Origin of the sequence: Arthrobacter bussei (genome assembly GCF_009377195.2) — a bacterium.
Lineage (GTDB): Bacteria > Actinomycetota > Actinomycetes > Actinomycetales > Micrococcaceae > Arthrobacter_D > Arthrobacter_D bussei.
In genome coordinates, this window is record NZ_VJXX01000001.1 from 906,337 (window position 1) to 921,358 (window position 15,022).

At 70.8% G+C, this 15,022-nt stretch carries 13 protein-coding genes; 5 read left to right on the top strand and 8 right to left on the bottom strand.

Features of this window, described 5'->3' with window-relative positions:
- Nucleotides 1-5: 5 nt before the first annotated feature.
- Nucleotides 6-1,493 carry a catalase gene (locus FNH21_RS04275; protein ID WP_152812522.1) on the top strand — a complete coding sequence of 496 codons (1,488 nt, stop codon included), beginning with the start codon at nucleotides 6-8 and terminating at the stop codon, nucleotides 1,491-1,493.
- Nucleotides 1,494-1,560: 67 nt separating this feature from the next.
- Here FNH21_RS04275 and FNH21_RS04280 read toward each other — a convergent pair whose 3' ends face one another.
- Complete coding sequence (locus tag FNH21_RS04280; protein WP_241742722.1) at nucleotides 1,561-2,565, bottom strand: SDR family NAD(P)-dependent oxidoreductase; 1,005 nt, start codon at nucleotides 2,563-2,565, stop codon at nucleotides 1,561-1,563.
- The gene (locus FNH21_RS04285; protein WP_206687025.1) at nucleotides 2,562-3,323 is read right to left on the bottom strand and encodes an SDR family NAD(P)-dependent oxidoreductase; all 762 of its coding nucleotides are present in this window, start codon (nucleotides 3,321-3,323) and stop codon (nucleotides 2,562-2,564) included. Before FNH21_RS04285 ends, FNH21_RS04280 begins: the two co-directional genes overlap by 4 nt.
- A 155-nt stretch (nucleotides 3,324-3,478) precedes the next feature.
- On the opposite strand from FNH21_RS04285, the gene FNH21_RS04290 reads away from it, so the two are divergent.
- The 3 genes from FNH21_RS04290 (at nucleotide 3,479) to FNH21_RS04300 (ending at nucleotide 5,919) form a co-directional block, all read left to right on the top strand.
- The gene (locus FNH21_RS04290; protein ID WP_152812526.1) at nucleotides 3,479-4,321 is read left to right on the top strand and encodes a helix-turn-helix transcriptional regulator; all 843 of its coding nucleotides are present in this window, start codon (nucleotides 3,479-3,481) and stop codon (nucleotides 4,319-4,321) included.
- Between the two features lie 80 nt (nucleotides 4,322-4,401).
- Nucleotides 4,402-5,412: an adenosine deaminase gene (locus FNH21_RS04295; protein WP_152812528.1), complete on the top strand. Its 1,011-nt coding sequence runs from the start codon at nucleotides 4,402-4,404 to the stop codon at nucleotides 5,410-5,412.
- Nucleotides 5,413-5,460: 48 nt separating this feature from the next.
- Nucleotides 5,461-5,919 carry a hypothetical protein gene (locus FNH21_RS04300; RefSeq protein ID WP_152812530.1) on the top strand — a complete coding sequence of 153 codons (459 nt, stop codon included), beginning with the start codon at nucleotides 5,461-5,463 and terminating at the stop codon, nucleotides 5,917-5,919.
- A 90-nt stretch (nucleotides 5,920-6,009) separates the two neighbouring features.
- Here the strand turns inward: FNH21_RS04300 and FNH21_RS04305 are convergent, their stop codons facing one another.
- The 5 genes from FNH21_RS04305 to FNH21_RS04325 all read right to left on the bottom strand — a co-directional run bounded on the left by FNH21_RS04305 (nucleotide 6,010) and on the right by FNH21_RS04325 (nucleotide 11,685).
- Nucleotides 6,010-7,227 carry a glycerate kinase family protein gene (locus FNH21_RS04305; protein ID WP_152812532.1) on the bottom strand — a complete coding sequence of 406 codons (1,218 nt, stop codon included), beginning with the start codon at nucleotides 7,225-7,227 and terminating at the stop codon, nucleotides 6,010-6,012.
- Between the two features lie 81 nt (nucleotides 7,228-7,308).
- Complete coding sequence (locus tag FNH21_RS04310) at nucleotides 7,309-8,841, bottom strand: SLC13 family permease (protein WP_152812534.1); 1,533 nt, start codon at nucleotides 8,839-8,841, stop codon at nucleotides 7,309-7,311.
- Complete coding sequence (locus FNH21_RS04315; protein ID WP_152812536.1) at nucleotides 8,838-9,497, bottom strand: response regulator transcription factor; 660 nt, start codon at nucleotides 9,495-9,497, stop codon at nucleotides 8,838-8,840. Before FNH21_RS04315 ends, FNH21_RS04310 begins: the two co-directional genes overlap by 4 nt.
- Before the next feature lie 200 nt (nucleotides 9,498-9,697).
- Nucleotides 9,698-11,170, bottom strand: a complete 1,473-nt coding sequence (locus FNH21_RS04320; protein ID WP_152812537.1) for a sensor histidine kinase — start codon at nucleotides 11,168-11,170, stop codon at nucleotides 9,698-9,700.
- Nucleotides 11,170-11,685, bottom strand: coding sequence for a hypothetical protein (locus tag FNH21_RS04325; RefSeq protein ID WP_191931602.1), 516 nt, complete (start codon nucleotides 11,683-11,685; stop codon nucleotides 11,170-11,172). The genes FNH21_RS04320 and FNH21_RS04325 overlap by 1 nt, the downstream gene beginning before the upstream one ends.
- A 283-nt stretch (nucleotides 11,686-11,968) precedes the next feature.
- Between FNH21_RS04325 and FNH21_RS04330 the strand changes: the two genes are divergently transcribed.
- Entirely contained in the window at nucleotides 11,969-12,430 is a 462-nt protein-coding gene (locus FNH21_RS04330; protein ID WP_338403146.1) for an NUDIX hydrolase, read from the top strand.
- Nucleotides 12,431-12,453: 23 nt separating this feature from the next.
- On the opposite strand, the gene FNH21_RS04335 is transcribed toward FNH21_RS04330, so the two are convergent.
- A complete protein-coding gene (locus FNH21_RS04335) occupies nucleotides 12,454-15,009 on the bottom strand; it encodes an MMPL family transporter (protein WP_152812538.1) in 2,556 nt (851 codons plus the stop codon).
- Between the last annotated feature and the right edge of the window lie 13 nt (nucleotides 15,010-15,022).

Here is a 15,022-nt window from a genome sequence, read left to right on the forward strand (position 1 = left end):
GCACCATGTCCGCCAACTTCAGCACGACCCAGTCCGGCGCACCCGTCATCGACGACAGCAACTCGTCGGTTCTCGGCCGCGACGGAGCCATCCCGCTCACCGACCACTACCTCATCGAGAAGCTCGCGCAGTTCAACCGCGAGCGCGTCCCCGAGCGCGTGGTGCACGCCAAGGGCGGCGGCGCCTTCGGTGTCTTCGAGACCACCGAGGACGTCAGCATGTACACGCGCGCCGCGCTCTTCCAGAAGGGCACGACGACGGAGACCCTCCTGCGGTTCTCCTCCGTGGCCGGCGAGCAGGGCTCCCCCGACACCTGGCGCGATCCTCGCGGTTTCGCCCTGAAGTTCTACACCTCCGAGGGCAACTACGACCTCGTGGGCAACAACACGCCGGTGTTCTTCATCCGCGACGGCATCAAGTTCCCGGACTTCATCCACTCCCAGAAGCGCCTGCCCGGAACCAACCTGCGGGACGCCGACATGCAGTGGGACTTCTGGACGCTCAGCCCCGAATCGGCCCACCAGGTGACGTGGCTGATGGGTGACCGCGGCCTGCCGAACTCGTGGCGCACCATGAACGGCTACGGCTCGCACACCTACATGTGGATCAACGAGTCGGACGAGAAGTTCTGGGTCAAGTACCACTTCAAGTCGAACCAGGGCCACGAGGTCCTCACCGTCGACGAGGCCGAGGCGCTCGCCGGCTCGGACGCCGACCACCACCTGCGCGACCTCTCGGAGAACATCGCGAAGGGCAACCACCCGAGCTGGGACCTCAAGGTCCAGATCATGCCCTACGACGATGCGAAGACATACCGCTTCAACCCGTTCGACCTCACCAAGGTGTGGCCGCAGGGCGACTACCCGCTCATCCCGGTCGGCAAGCTCACGCTGAACCGCAACCCGGAGAACTACTTCGCGCAGATCGAGCAGGCCACCTTCGCGCCGTCGAACTTCGTCCCCGGCATCGCCGCGAGCCCCGACCGTATGCTGCAGGCCCGCATCTTCTCCTACGCCGACGCGCACCGCTACCGCGTGGGCACCAACCACGCGCAGCTGCCCGTCAACATGCCGAAGAACGAGGTGCGGAACTACTCGAAGGACGGTGCCGCGCGCTACCACTTCAACTCCGCCGCCACGCCGGTCTACGCACCGAACTCGGTGGGTGGACCCGCGGCCGACCCGGCGCAGTACGGCGCGCACGGCGGCTGGGAGAACGACGGCGACCTCGTGTACGCCGCGCACTCGCTGCACGCCGAGGACGACGACTTCGGCCAGGCCGGGACCCTCTACCGCGACGTGTTCGACGACGCGCAGCGGGCCCGCTTCCTGGAGACGATCACCGGTGCCGTGGGTGGCGTGCAGAGTGACGACATCCGCGCCCGGGCCGTCCAGTACTGGGCGAACGTGGACGCAGAACTCGGTGCGAAGCTGGCCGCAAACCTCGGCCACGGCGTCACGCCGGCCACCGAGTCCGAGGCAGCGCTCTACTAGAGCCTCCCGCGGCACGGCAGGACCACCAGGAGGGCGGGCCCGTACGGGCCCGCCCTCCTGTCTGCGCTCAGGACACGGAGCGGCGCGCCCCGCCCAGCAGGTCGAGCGTCACGTCCCACAGCCGGTCGGCGTTCTCCGGGTCCACGGCGTAGGGCCGCACGCCGGAGACGCCGTCGATGATGGCGGGGACGACCTCCGCCTCATGGCAGTCCTCGAGGTAGAGTCCGCCGACGCCGTCCAGGAGTGGCGATGCCGCGGCGAAGACCGAGGTCGCCGCGCCCTGTTCCGGGGTCTTGGCGCTCATCCCCGCGGCGGCCACCTGTGCCTTCGTCGCGGCGAGGACGCTTGGATCCCAGTGGCGCTGCAGGTTGGTCCAGATACCGCCCGGCATGACGGCGTTCGCGGTGATTCCGTCCGCCGCCCAGCGGCGTGTCGCTCCGACGGCGAAGAGTGCGTTCGCCGTCTTGGACTGCCCGTAGGCGTGCCCCGCGTCGTAGGGCCGCTGCCGGAAGAAGAGGTCCTCGTACACGATGTCCGACATCCCGTGCCCGCTGGAACTCAGGGAGACGATCCGCGCTCCGCCGGCCGCCGCGAGGGCGCCGTGCAGACCGATCGCGAGCGCGGCGTGACCCAGGTGGTTGGTCGCGAACTGGAGCTCCCACCCGAGCGGCGTCCGCAGTTCGGGTGTCATCATGATGCCGGCGTTGTTGACCAGGAGGTGCAGGGGGCCGGACCACTCGCCCGTGAAGCGATCGACCGCGGAGAGGTCCGCGAGGTCGAGCGGACGCACCTGCACGACGGCGCCGCCGCTGGATCGGGTGATGTCCCCGGCGACGCGATGGCCGGCGTCGACGTCCCGGACCGCGATCGTCACGTCGGCGCCGGCATGGGCCAGCGCCCGCGCGGTCTCGATCCCGATCCCCGACGCCGCACCCGTGACCACGGCGGTGCGGCCGGTCAGGTCGACACCCCGCACCACCTCGAGGGCGGTGCTCGCAGCGGTGAAGGGCGAGTCGAACGTGTTCATCGTGATGTTCCTGACCGTCGTCGTGGTGTGCCGGCCGATCCTCATGCTGCGCGCGTCGAGGATATACCGCCGTCGACGGCGAGGATACTCCCGTGCACCATGCGCGCCGCGTCCGAGGCCAGGAAGAGCACGCCGTCGGCGATGTCCTGCGGTTGCACGACGACGCCCGCCGGGGTCCCGGCAGTCATCGCGTCCAGCACCGCGCGAGCGGCCTCGTTTCCCGGCGTGAGCGTCGCGCCGGGGGACACGGTGTTCACCCGCACTCCCCGGGGGCCGAACTCCGCGGACCAGGACCGTGTCAGTTGCTCGACGGCGGCCTTGGTCGCCGTGTACAGGGCGGCGAACGGATTCCCGACCGAGGCCATCCACGACCCCACGTTGACCACCACCCCGCTGCCGCGCTCCGCCATCGCCGGCAGGATCTCAGCCGCCAAGACATGGGGGGCGCGGATGTTGACGGCGAGCATCGCGTCGAGGTCGGCATCGGAGAGGCCGGGCGTGCTGGGTGCCGGGTAGATGCCGGCGTTGTTGACGAGGATGTCGATCCGGCCGTCGAGCAGGGCGGTCGCCTCAGCGGTGAAGGCGCGGAGGTCGGCATAGGACGCACCGAGGTCGACGGCGAGGAATCGCGCACTGCCGCCGGCGTCGTCGATCTCCCGCACGACCTCCTGGCCGCGCGCCTCGCTGCGGCCGGCCACCAGGACGGTGGCGCCCGCCGCGGCGAGGGTCCGGGCGATCGCCGCACCGATACCGCTCGTGGCCCCGGTGACGAGGGCCGTCCGGCCGTCGAGGGGGGTGGGCATCGCAGGGGAAGGTGAAGGGGATGGTGAAGGGGATGGTGAAGCGATGGATGTCATGGTCCTGTTCTAGTCCGGGAGGCGCAGCAGGAACCAGAGCAGGACCAACCGGGGCATGGCAGGACCATGCTGGGCGAGCGGTCACGACCTAGAGTTGGGCCATGCCTGCAGACCGGTCCCAGCTCGGCGCCTTCCTCCGCGCGCGTCGCGACGGCCTGACACCGACCGACGCCGGCATGCAGGCCTTCCCCGGCCCCCGGCGGGTCCCCGGCCTCCGCAAGGAGGAACTGGCCGTCCTCGCGGGCGTGAGCGCCGACTACTACAGCAGGCTCGAGCAGGGCCGGCAGGCAAACGTCTCCCGCAGCGTGCTGGACGCGCTCGCGCGGGCACTCCGGCTCGACGAGGTGGAGCGCGCGCACCTGTTCGTGCTGGCCGACCCGACATCCGCGCGGCGCACGCACGCCCCCGCCGCGCAGCGGCCGGATGCCGGACTGCTCCGCCTCATGACCACGCTCGACCACGTGCCCGCACTGATCCTCGGGCGCCGCGGCGAGGTCCTGGCGACGAACACCCTCCTCACCGCGGTCCTCCGGGACCTGCCGCCGTCGTCGTCGCTGGTGCGCTTCATGTTCTTCGACCCCCTGGCGCGTGAGCGGATCGTGAACTGGGAGCATTTCGCCGCCACGACCATGGCGGCTCTGCGCGGTGAGCTCGGCCGTCATCCGGAGGACTCTCAGCTGGTGGCCCTGATCGACGAGCTCCGCGCCGGCGATCCCGACGCCGCCCGCTGGTGGGCGGACCACAGCGTCCAGGACTACGCCTCGGCTCCCAAGCGCATCCTGCACCCGGTGGCCGGTGAACTGTCCTTCGACATCGAGACCGTCCTGCCGCCCCGGACCTCCGAGCAGGTGCTGATCGTCTACACCGTCCAGCCGGACTCCCCGACCGCCCGCACCCTCCCGTTCCTCGCGAGCTGGAACGCGGACCAGCCGGCCGGGCGCTGACCCCGCTGCCCGTGCAGGGCCGTCGCCTGACCACGACGGGCACGGCCCCCCTGCCCGGCAGGCTCTCGTAGGCTGGGGTGATGCCCTCCCTGCCGCCCTGCGCCGAACTGCACCTCCATATCGAGGGGACCCTCGAGCCCGACCTCGTCTTCACACTCGCCGCCCGCAACGGCATCACCCTCCCCTACGCGGACGCCGCCGACCTGGCCGCACGGTATGCCTTCACCGACCTGCAGTCCTTCCTGGACCTGTACTACGCCACCATGGACGTGCTGCGGACCGAGGAGGACTTCGCCGACATGACGCGCGCCTACCTGCGCAGGGCTGCGGCAGCGGGCGTGCGCCATGCGGAGATCATGATGGACCCGCAGGCCCACCTCGCCCGCGGGATACCGTTGAAGACGTGTGTCGACGGCGTAGCTTCGGCTCTTGCCACGAGCGAGGCCGAGTTCGGCATCAGCACCCTCCTCATCGCGGCCTTCCTGCGTGACCGGCCCGCTGCGGAGGCCCTCGCGGTCCTGCGTGACCTCATCGCGATGAAGGCGCCGATCGTAGGGATCGGCCTGGACTCGGCGGAGGTCGGCTACCCGCCCTCGCTCTTCGCGGAGGTGTACGACGTCGCCCGTGCAGCCGGCCTCCGGTGCGTCGCCCACGCGGGTGAGGAGGGGCCGCCGTCGTACGTGTGGGAGGCCCTCGATGTCCTCCGCGTGGACCGGATCGACCACGGCATCCGGTGCCTCGAGGACGAGGCCCTGGTGGAGCGGCTCGTCGGGGAGCGGGTGCCGCTCACCGTGTGCCCGCTCTCGAACGTCCGGCTCCGGGCTGTCACCGGCCTCGCCGACCATCCCCTTCCACGCATGCTGGAGCGGGGCCTCAACGTCTCGGTCAACTCCGATGACCCCGCCTACTTCGGCGGATACCTGGACGACAACTTCGCCGCGGTCGAGGAGGTGTTCGGGTTCGGCCCCGCCGACCTGGCCCTGCTCGCCTCGAACTCCGTCCGGTCCGCCTTCCTCGGCCAGGCACGACGCGACCTGCTGCTCGGCGAGATCGAGGCCTGGCGCACCACGCGGACGCCGTCCCCGATGTAGCGCGCCGGGCGGGACGATGGAAGACTTCAGCAGGTCACGCCTGCCGGCATGCGCCCTGATGAAGGAGACACCATCGAGAAGGACTTCACGATCACCCAGGATGCCGGGATCGCCGAGGTGCTCTGGCGTCCGGGAATCGTGATCGGACCTGCGGAACTCGACGTGCTCGCCAACACGATCACGCACGCGCCGCGCTGGCGGTCCCGTCCCTTGCTCATCCACCTGGACCTGGTCCGCCACATCACGCCGGACGCGCGCCAGATGCTCGTCGCCTACCACCACGCCGGACCGATCGCCCTGACAGGGAGCGACCCGGTGGACAGGGTGCTGGCCGCCTTCATCGCGCAGTCCAGGAGCCACACCCGGTACTTCGCCCGGACCTGTGACGCTCGGGACTGGTTGTCCGGCGGGCACCCGGCAGGACGGCGCATCGGGCTGGTGGACGGGGTGTCCCAGCAGTTCCCAGCGATGCAGGGGGTCCTCGTGCCGGCGTCGGCCGAGCGGTGACGGACCACCGCCTCAGGCCGGGTGCGGCTCAGGCCAGGGCCAGCGGTCAGCGCACCCACGGCGGTCTGGTGGGAGCCCCCTCGATCGGTGTCAGGCGGACGGGACAGCGAGGCGTCGCGCATCGATGGACGAGGACACCGCCGCACCCAGGAGGAGCAGCCGCATAGTGCGCTCCGTCGCCTCGATGAGGAGCTGCTCGCCGTTGGCCACGGCGTCCTCGAGGTTCATGGGAATGGTCATGATGGAGGCGATGGCGTCGATGCCGATGTCATGCACGTCCGGCGCTCCCTTGCCCAGTGAACCGGCGAGGGCCAGGACGGGGACGCCTGCGAGCTGTGCCCGGTGGGCGATCACGGCCGGGACCTTGCCGTTGGGGGTCTGGAAGTCGATCGCGCCCTCTGCGGTGATCACGAGGTCGGTGCCGCGCATCAACGTCTCGAGATCCAGCCCTGCGAGTCCGCTGTCGATGAGGGCTTCGAAGCGCGGCACCAGCTTCGCTCCGAGGGCGGCGAGTCCGGCGCCGAGACCCCCCGAGGCTCCCGTGCCCGGACCCGACCGGTAGTCGACACCGGTGGCCAGGCCGTCCCGCCCGAGCACCCGGGCCCACTGCCGCATGGCCTTGGCGAGGTCCTCCACCTGCTGCGGGGAGGCTCCCTTCTGCGGCCCGAAGACCCGTGCCACGCCCTTCTTGCCGCAGAGGACGTTGTGCTGGTTGCAGGCCACGATCAGGGTGGCCTCCTGCACGGCGGGGTGCAGGTCGGAGAGGTCCAGCCGGTCCGCGTCGATGAGCGCGGAACCGCCGGAGGGGAGGACCCGGCCCCTGCTGTCGAGGACGCGGGCACCGAGGGCCTGCAGGGCACCGGCGCCGCCGTCGCTCGTCCCGGAATCGCCGCACCCGATGATGATCGTGCGCAGACCCTCGTCCAGCGCTGCGCGGATCAGCTCTCCCACCCCGTAGGTGGTGGTGGCGCCCGGGTCGCGCAGCGTGCGGGGGACGAGTCGGAGTCCGGCAGCGGCCGCCATCTCGACCACGGCCGTCCCCGCGGCACTGCCACCGAGCCTCGCGAAGTGGGACTCCACCGGTTCGCCCACCGGACCGGTGACGTTCACCGGTACCAGCACGCCGCCCGTTGCCGCTGCGAGGGTCGCCGCGGTGCCCTCACCGCCGTCGGCGATCGGCACCGCCGTGATCTGCACGCCGGGGAGGACGCGCCGGACGCCGGCGGCGATGGAGCGGGCCACCGTCTCGGCGCTCAGGGATTCCTTGAAGCCGCTCGGGGCGATGAGTACGCGCTGGGGAACTGACATGGTGGCTCTCCTCGGGGTGTGGCGGGTCGGGGTCGACGATGCAGGTGCAGGTGGTGCAGGTGGTGCAGGTGGTGCAGGTGGTCAGGGGAAGAGCGGGAGGCCCAGGAGCGGCCAGACGAGGAAGCTGAAGAGCAGCACGAGGACCACGTTGACGGGTGCCAGGAGCGAGGACAGGCGGAGGAGATCCCTGGCCGCATAGGTCTCGACGTCGTCCACGGCGGCGAACATCGCCACCGGCTTGGCCGAGCTCGTGAGGGTGTGGCAGAACCCGGCTGCGGCGGTGGAGGCGAAGGCCGCGGCCATCGGGTCCACGCCGACGGCGGGAGACAGGGCGATCACGATCGGGATCAGGACGGCCGAGCGCGCGGACCTGCTCTGGATGACCAGGTGCGCGAAGGTGGACAGCAGCACCACGAGGACCACGAAGAGGGGTGCCGCAGCGGCTCCCAGGGACCGGATCGGCTCCAGCACTCCGCCGGCCAGCCACTCGGCGGCACCCGTGGACACCAGGGCGTTGCCGAGGGCGAGGGTCGCGGCCATGAAGAGCAGGAGTGACCATGGCACGGACTTGAGCCCCTTGGCCAGTTCCACGGAGCCGTAGCTCGGCGAGGCCGCGATCAGGGCCCCGATCAGTGCCACGAGGGCCGGGTCCAGCCCATGCAGGGGCTCGGTGCACCACAGCACGACGACGGCACCGAGCAGGAGGGCGGCCCGGGACTCGGCGACGGTCAGGGGCCCTGTGACGGGAGTGGCGGAATGCCGCTCGAGGTCCCTGGCACTGATGCCGAGGCGCTCGGTGCGATCAGCAGCCGAGGTGAACATGCGCAGTACGATCTCCGCGCAGACATGCGAGGCGACCAGCGCCAGCGGCAGGCCGAGCAGGAGCCAGGTGGCGAAGTCGAAGCTCTCCCCGGTGGCCGTCTCGAGGATCTGGCTCGTGATCAGGTGCGCTCCGGCACCGAGGAACGAGCCGACGGCCGAGAGCAGGATCACCGAGGGGAAGAGGATCGCCAGGGCCTTGATCAGGGCCTTCCGCTCCCCCAGGGCGTGCCGCAGGGCGAGGAAGACCGGCAGCGCCAGGGCGGCGCGGCCGGAGGTCGACGGGACCGCGAAGGTGGTGACCACGAGGGCGAGGGTGGCCAGGTGGGCGAGCTGCCGCGGCGTGGTCGCCCCCGCGATGATGAAGGCCGCGCCCCGATTGGCGAGCCCGGAGGCTCGTACCCCTGCCGCGATCACGAAGGCGGCCAGGAGCAGCCAGATCGTCTCCTCACCCAGGGTCGAGAAGAGCGAGGCGGTGTCCATCGTGCCCGTGAGGACCAGGACGGTCGCCGCCCCCAGTGCGATGTAGGTGTCATCGATGGCGGTGAAGATCCAGAACCACACGGCGAGGATGAAGACCATCAGCGTGACAGCCCCCTGCGGGGAGAGCCCCGTGCCGGGCTGCTGGGCGGCCATGATGACGCCCGCTGCGATCAGGAGGCCGACCAGTGCCGCAACTGCCCGGACGACGGTCTGGCGGACGGAGCCACCGGTAACCCCGGTGGACGACGGTGCGGCGCCGGGAGTACCCGTTCCCCGTGGCGGGGGCGTGGTGATGTGTTCGATCACGCTCATGGCAGCCGGTACCCCGCTCCCCTGATCGTCTCGATCCGCGAGGAGCCGATCTTGCCGCGGAGGGCCCGGACGTAGACGTCGACCACGTTCGACCCGGGATCGAAGTTGTAGCCCCATACATGGTTGAGCAGCTGCTCGCGGGAGATGACGCGGTCCGGATTGCGCAGGAAGACCTCCAGGATGGCGAATTCGCGCGCTGTCAGTTCGACGATCTCGTCGCCGATCCGCACGCGCCGGGAGTGGAGGTCGAGGGACAGCCCGCCGTGCTCGATCACCGCGCCGCTCGTTGCGGGGATGTGGTCGGCGAGGCGCAGGCGGATCCGGGCGATGAGCTCGGCGACGTGGAACGGTTTCGTGACGTAGTCGTTCGCGCCGCCCTCCAGCCCTGCGACCGTGTCGAGCGCACTGTCCCTGGCGGTCAGGACGATCACCGGTGTCGACACCCCCTCACCCCTGATCTGGGCGAGGACCTCGAAACCGTCCAGCAGTGGTAGCCCGATGTCGAGGATGATGAGATCGAAACCGGACGCCCGTGCCAGGATGAGCGCGGTCTCGCCGTCGGCGGCGTGCTCGGTCGAGTAACCGGCAGCCTGCAGTCCCTTCTGCACGAAGGATGCGACGTGAGGATCGTCCTCGGCGACCAGGATGCGGCTCATGGTGCTCCTTGCGGTGTCGTGCTCCCGATGACGGGGAGCGAAGCGGTGATGGGCGTCGGCTCGTGGTGCCCCGGCGCGCCGTTGCCGGCCGCCCGGACCATGGGTGGTCCGAGTGGACGGGACGGCGGCTCCACCGCCGGCCGCACCGTGGCGTTCTCCGGCGCGGGAAGCAGCAGCCCGAACGTCGCGCCGTTGCCTGGTTAGCTGCGCACCCAGGCAGAGCCGGCGTGGCCGTCGGCGATCGCCCGGACGATCGCCAGACCGAGACCGGCGCCCCCACGCTGACCGGCACTGCGCCTGTCGGCCGGCAGGGAGTTGGCCGAGCCGTGCTCGAAGCGTTCGAAGATCACGGCAGCTTCCTCCTCGGTGACACCCGGCCCGGCGTCCTCGACCCAGATCCGCAGCTGCCGGTCAGGGCCGGCGCCCTCGTACGCGGAACCGATCCTGACGTCGGAATCTTCGGGGGTGTACTGCACGGCGTTCGCCCCGAGTTGGAGCACTGCCTGGGTGATCCGTTGACTGTCGAGCGCGACAGCGCCCTCCGCGACCTCCATGAGCAGCCAACGCCGGTCACCGAGGGCCTGCATCTTCGCTTCGAGGTCCAGCATCAGGACGGCGACGTCCACCGGTGCCGCCTGGACGAAGTCAGGCCGTTCGGCCTTCACCAGCAGCAGGAGGTCGGACACGATCCGCGCCATACGGGAGAGCTCGCCGTCGACGAGTGCCAGCGTGGCGGCGCGGCTCCGGGGATCATCGTCGATGAGCTCGAGGTGGCCGCGGATCACGGTGATCGGTGTCCGCAGCTCATGGCTGGCGTCGTCGATGAAGTTCCGCTGCGTCACGTAGGCGTGCTCGAGCCGGTCCAGCATGTCGTTGAAGGTGGAGGCGAGGGCTGCGACGTCGTCCCGGCCCTGCACCGGCACGCGCGCCGTGAGATCGGACTCGGTGATCTCGGTGGCCACGCGCCGCACGTCCCTGATCGGCCGCAGGATCTGGCCGGCGACCAGCCACGCGATCCCCGCGGTGAACAGCAGTCCCCCGAGCGCGACGAAGAAGATCACGGTGACGGTCTCCTGGACCTGTGCGTACCCGCCTCGGGTGAAGGCGGCGGTGATGAGTGTCCCGTCCTCGGTACCGGCCTCGACCTCCACCTTCCCCCAGCGCATGGTGCCGGCGGCCGTCTCCCGGACACCGGAGGCGGACGGATCCTCGCGGAGGTCCTGCAGCAGGTCCGTGTCGGCGGACAGCCGGTAGGTCTCGTCGTTGCCGCGTCCGGATGATCCGAGATAGAGCACCTCGTCACCGGTGACGCCGAGGATCACCTCCCCGGCCGACGCGTTCTGGCGCGACAGGTACCGCTCGAGCAGCTCACCGACGGACGTGTACGGCTGCGCGGTCAAGGGGTCCACAGCCTCACCGGCGAACGTGGTGAACTCCTGGATCTCCTGCACCACGTCGTCGTTCGCATCCCTGTCCACACCCGCGATCAGCAGTGACCGGACGGTGACGAGCAGGGCGATCAGCGCGAGGGCCGTGGTGAGGACGATCCATCCCACGATGCGCCACCGCGCCGATACCGGCGATCCACCGAGGGGTTTGGTGACCCGCCCGGCCGGGTTCGGATCCGGTACCGGGGCGGACGCCGGCCCGCTACCGCCCACATCGGTGGACATCAGTCCTCCCCGGTCGTGGCTGCGTCGTCGTCGATCTCCTCAGGGGCGTTCCCGTCCTCCGCGCCGTCATCGCCGTCCCCGGCTCCGTCGTCGTCGTCGTCGCCGAGCACCTGGCGTTCTACCAGGCCGGGAGTCTCCTGTAGCGGAGGAGCCACGGGGGCGGGAGCCGGTGCGGGAGCCGGTGCGGGAGCCGGTGCGGGGTCCGGTGCGGGGTCCGGTGAGATCGGTGCCGGGCTCGGCTGAGGTGCGGCGGACGAGTCCGGAGCCGGGGCAGGAGGAGGGGTGGACGGTATCGCCGGCGCGGCCGCAGGTGGTTCGGATGCGGGCGGCGTCGCGGCGGCGCCGTCGTCCACCCCGGAACCCGCTCCGGTGGTCCGGGCGAGATCGACCACCACCGTGCGCGGCTCCACCGGCGGCACCTCCGCGGGTCGGCTCAGGGCCTGGCTTCCCACGGCGAGGAGGGCCGGTACGGCGAGCAGCCCTCCTGCAGCGAGCACGCGGGGGATGAGGGACATCGGGACTCCTGGGTCATGGTGCGTCGGGACGTGCCGGCGACGGTCCCGATGCGGACGATCATCCGCAGGAGGCACTTCGTCGCCATCCCCTACTGTCGCGTACTCCCGTGATACCTCCATGAAGCGCCGATGAGGATTTCTTCATCCGACCCGGCACAGCGGATCCCCGTCCTCCGCGCACCCCGGCTCCCGGTCACTCTCGCCACGGGTGGTTCCGTGAGGCGGCCATTCCCCAGCGGAGCCGGGGTAGCGTGGCAGGACGACGAGACGGGAGGATCCACCTGTGGCTGATCCACTGAAGCCCACGCGGGTCCGGGCCGCCGCCTACGTGTTGCGCGGCGAGGGCGCCGGACGCGAGGTCCTGGTCTTCGACCACGTGGACCACCCGGAGGCGGGCACGCAGGTACCCGGTGGCGGCGTGGATCCCGGAGAGACGCTCGACGAGGCCGCCCGGCGGGAGGTCCTGGAGGAGACGGGGCTCACGGTGCGCGGCCCCCTGGTGGCCGTCGGCGTCCGCGCGACACCACCCGCCCCGCCGGTCCCTGACCAGATCACCGTCTTCTTCGCGGTGGAGACGGCCGAGCGGCGATCATCCTGGGAGCACCGCGTCACCGGGGACGCCACGGACCCCGGCTCGGACACCGGCCTGCTGTTCCGTTGCTTCTTCGTGCCGCTGGCGCGGGCACAGGAGGCCGGAAAGGTCACCGGCAACTACCACCTCGGGTTCGCGCACCTGCTGCGCTGACGTGGGCAGCAGGTGCGCGGAGCTCACGCCGGTACCGACTCCTTCGCCCGCTCCGGTTCCTCGCCGAGCAGCTTGGCGCCCTCCACGTCCACGTCGGGCAGGATGCGCTGCAGCCAGGTGGGAAGCCACCAGGCGTGCTTGCCGAGCAGGTACATGGCGGCGGGCACCAGCGTCATCCGGACCACGAAGGCGTCCAGCAGCACGCCGAAGGCCAGCCCGAAGCCGATCGGCCGGACCATGGCCAGGTGGGAGAAGACGAACCCGGCGAACACCGACACCATGATGATCGCCGCCGCGGTGACCACGCGGGCGCCATGGCTGAATCCGATGCGGACCGCGGCCTTCGGGTCGTCGCCGTGGACGAAGGCCTCGCGCATTCCGGACACGAGGAACATCTGGTAGTCCATCGCGAGACCGAAGAGCACGCCGATCAGGATGATGGGCAGGAAACTGAGGATGGGCCCGGGGTTCGTGACGCCGAAGAAGTCGCCGAGCCAGCCCCACTGGTAGATCGCCACGGTGGCCCCGAAGCTCGCGAGCAGCGAGAGCAGGAAACCCGCGGTGGCGATGATCGGGACGAGGATGGAGCGGAAGACGAGCAGCAGCAGGATCAGCGAGAGACCCACGACGATCCCGAGGTACACCGGCAGCGCCTCCATGAGCTTCGCGGAGACGTCGATGTTCGCCGCCGTCTGCCCCGTGACGGCGATGGCCACCCCCGTCTCCTCCTCGAAGCGGTCGGTCTCGGCGCGGAGGTCGCGCACGAGGTTCTCCGTGGTCTCGCTGGCGGGGCCTTCCTCCGGGATCACCTGGAAGATCGCCGTGCGGCCGTCCTCGCTGACCGTCGCGGGGACGGAGGCGGCGACGTCGGGCACGTCGAGCAGGAGGTCGTTGACGTCCAGGCGCAGTGCCGTCTGCTCCGCGTCCGTGGCGGTCTCCGGCAGCGAGCCGACGACGATCAGCGGGCCGTTGGTGCCGGCGCCGAACTTCTCGCCGATGGTGCTGTAGGCCTGGAACGCCGTGGAATCGGCGGGCTCCGTTCCGCCGTCGGGCAGACCGACCCGCAGCTGGGCGGCGGGGACGGCGATGACGCCGAGCAGCAGGACGCCGGCGAGAACCGTGAGGACCGGCTTCCGCGTGACCAGCCCGCCCCAGCCGGCACCCCTGGCAGCGCGCTCGTCGGCGAGGGAGGTGCCGCCGTCGGCCGCCACCGGCATGGCCGCCGAGTGCTTGTGTCCGCGGGCCTTGGCCCAGCGGCGCTTCGACACGACGCGACGCCCCATGAGGGCGAGCAGGGCCGGGGTCAGGGTGAGGGCCACCAGGACCGACACGGCGACCGTCCCGGCGGCGGACAGGCCCATCACGGTCAGGAAGGGCAGGCCGGGGACGGCGAGCGCGGCGAGCGCGACGATCACGGTGATCCCGGCGAAGAGGACGGCATTGCCCGCCGTGCCCGTGGCCCGGGCGATGGATTCCTGCAGCTCCATGCCGTGCAGCAGCTGGGTCCTGTGCCGGTTGACGATGAACAGCGAGTAGTCGATGCCGACCGCGAGCCCGAGCATGAGCGCGAGGACGGGCGAGATGCTGTTCATCTCGATGATGCCGGACAGGGCGAAGGTCAGGCCGACGCCGACACCCACGCCGATGACCGCCATCAGCAGCGGCAGCCCGGCGGCGATGAGCGTGCCGAGCATGAGGACGAGGACCACGGCGGCGACGGCCAGGCCCACGGCCTCGGTGGCGCCGACGATCCCGGAGACGTCCTCGACGATCTCCTTGCTGTAGTCGACGGTGACACCGGAGGCCTCCGCCTCGGCCGCTGCCGCCTGCACGGCCTCCCGCAGCTCCGGCGAGACCCCGTTGATCTGCTGCTCGAACTGCACGCTCGCGACACCCGTCGATCCGTCCTCCGAGAGGAGGCCGACGCCCGACGACGCGTCGAGCTGCCGCTGCGCCAGATCCAGTTCCGTCCGGCCGGATTCGAGCTGCTCGCGGCCCGCCTCGAGTTCCGTGCGGCTCGCGTCCAGCTGGTCCTGGCCCTGGGCGAGCTGCTGCTCGGTGGCAGTCACCTGCTGCCGTGGCAGCTGCGCGCGGGCCTGCTCGAACTGGGCACGCTGCGCGTCGAGGTCCGCTTGGCCCTGCGCGAGCTGCTGCTCGCCTGCGGTCAGCTGCTCCTCGCTCGCCTCGAGCTCGGTGCGTCCCGCCTCGATCTCCTCGGCGCCGGCCGCCACCTGGTCGGCGACATCGAACGGATCGACCACGCCGCGGACGCCGTCGAGGTCGGCGGTGTCCGCGAGGGCCGACTGCACGCCCTCACGCTGTTCGGCGGAGAAGGGTGCGCCGTCGTCGGTGGTGAAGACCACGGTGCCGGTGCCGCCCACCGCCTCGGGCAGTTCCTCCCTGAGCCTGTCGGAGATCCGCTGCGACTCCGTGCCGGGGATGGTGAAGTTGTTCGTCAGCGTGCCCGAGAACGCCACGGCGGCACCTCCCACGGCGAGCATGATGGCGAGCCACGCGGAGATGACCCACCACCGCCGACGGAACGCGAAGGAGCCGAGCCGATAGAGCAGGAATGCCATGGGGGTCCTCAGG

What these genes read in the sequence shown, in the direction of transcription:
- FNH21_RS04290 (WP_152812526.1), top strand. Translation starts at nt 3,479, where the DNA reads ATGCCTGCAGACCGGTCCCAGCTCGGCGCCTTCCTCCGCGCGCGTCGC.
- FNH21_RS04280 (WP_241742722.1), bottom strand. Translation starts at nt 2,565, where the DNA reads ATGAGGATCGGCCGGCACACCACGACGACGGTCAGGAACATCACGATG.
- FNH21_RS04320 (WP_152812537.1), bottom strand. Translation starts at nt 11,170, where the DNA reads ATGTCCACCGATGTGGGCGGTAGCGGGCCGGCGTCCGCCCCGGTACCG.
- FNH21_RS04335 (WP_152812538.1), bottom strand. Translation starts at nt 15,009, where the DNA reads ATGGCATTCCTGCTCTATCGGCTCGGCTCCTTCGCGTTCCGTCGGCGG.
- FNH21_RS04315 (WP_152812536.1), bottom strand. Translation starts at nt 9,497, where the DNA reads ATGAGCCGCATCCTGGTCGCCGAGGACGATCCTCACGTCGCATCCTTC.
- FNH21_RS04305 (WP_152812532.1), bottom strand. Translation starts at nt 7,227, where the DNA reads ATGTCAGTTCCCCAGCGCGTACTCATCGCCCCGAGCGGCTTCAAGGAA.
- FNH21_RS04295 (WP_152812528.1), top strand. Translation starts at nt 4,402, where the DNA reads ATGCCCTCCCTGCCGCCCTGCGCCGAACTGCACCTCCATATCGAGGGG.
- FNH21_RS04285 (WP_206687025.1), bottom strand. Translation starts at nt 3,323, where the DNA reads ATGCCCACCCCCCTCGACGGCCGGACGGCCCTCGTCACCGGGGCCACG.
- FNH21_RS04275 (WP_152812522.1), top strand. Translation starts at nt 6, where the DNA reads ATGTCCGCCAACTTCAGCACGACCCAGTCCGGCGCACCCGTCATCGAC.
- FNH21_RS04310 (WP_152812534.1), bottom strand. Translation starts at nt 8,841, where the DNA reads ATGAGCGTGATCGAACACATCACCACGCCCCCGCCACGGGGAACGGGT.
- FNH21_RS04325 (WP_191931602.1), bottom strand. Translation starts at nt 11,685, where the DNA reads ATGTCCCTCATCCCCCGCGTGCTCGCTGCAGGAGGGCTGCTCGCCGTA.
- FNH21_RS04300 (WP_152812530.1), top strand. Translation starts at nt 5,461, where the DNA reads ATGCGCCCTGATGAAGGAGACACCATCGAGAAGGACTTCACGATCACC.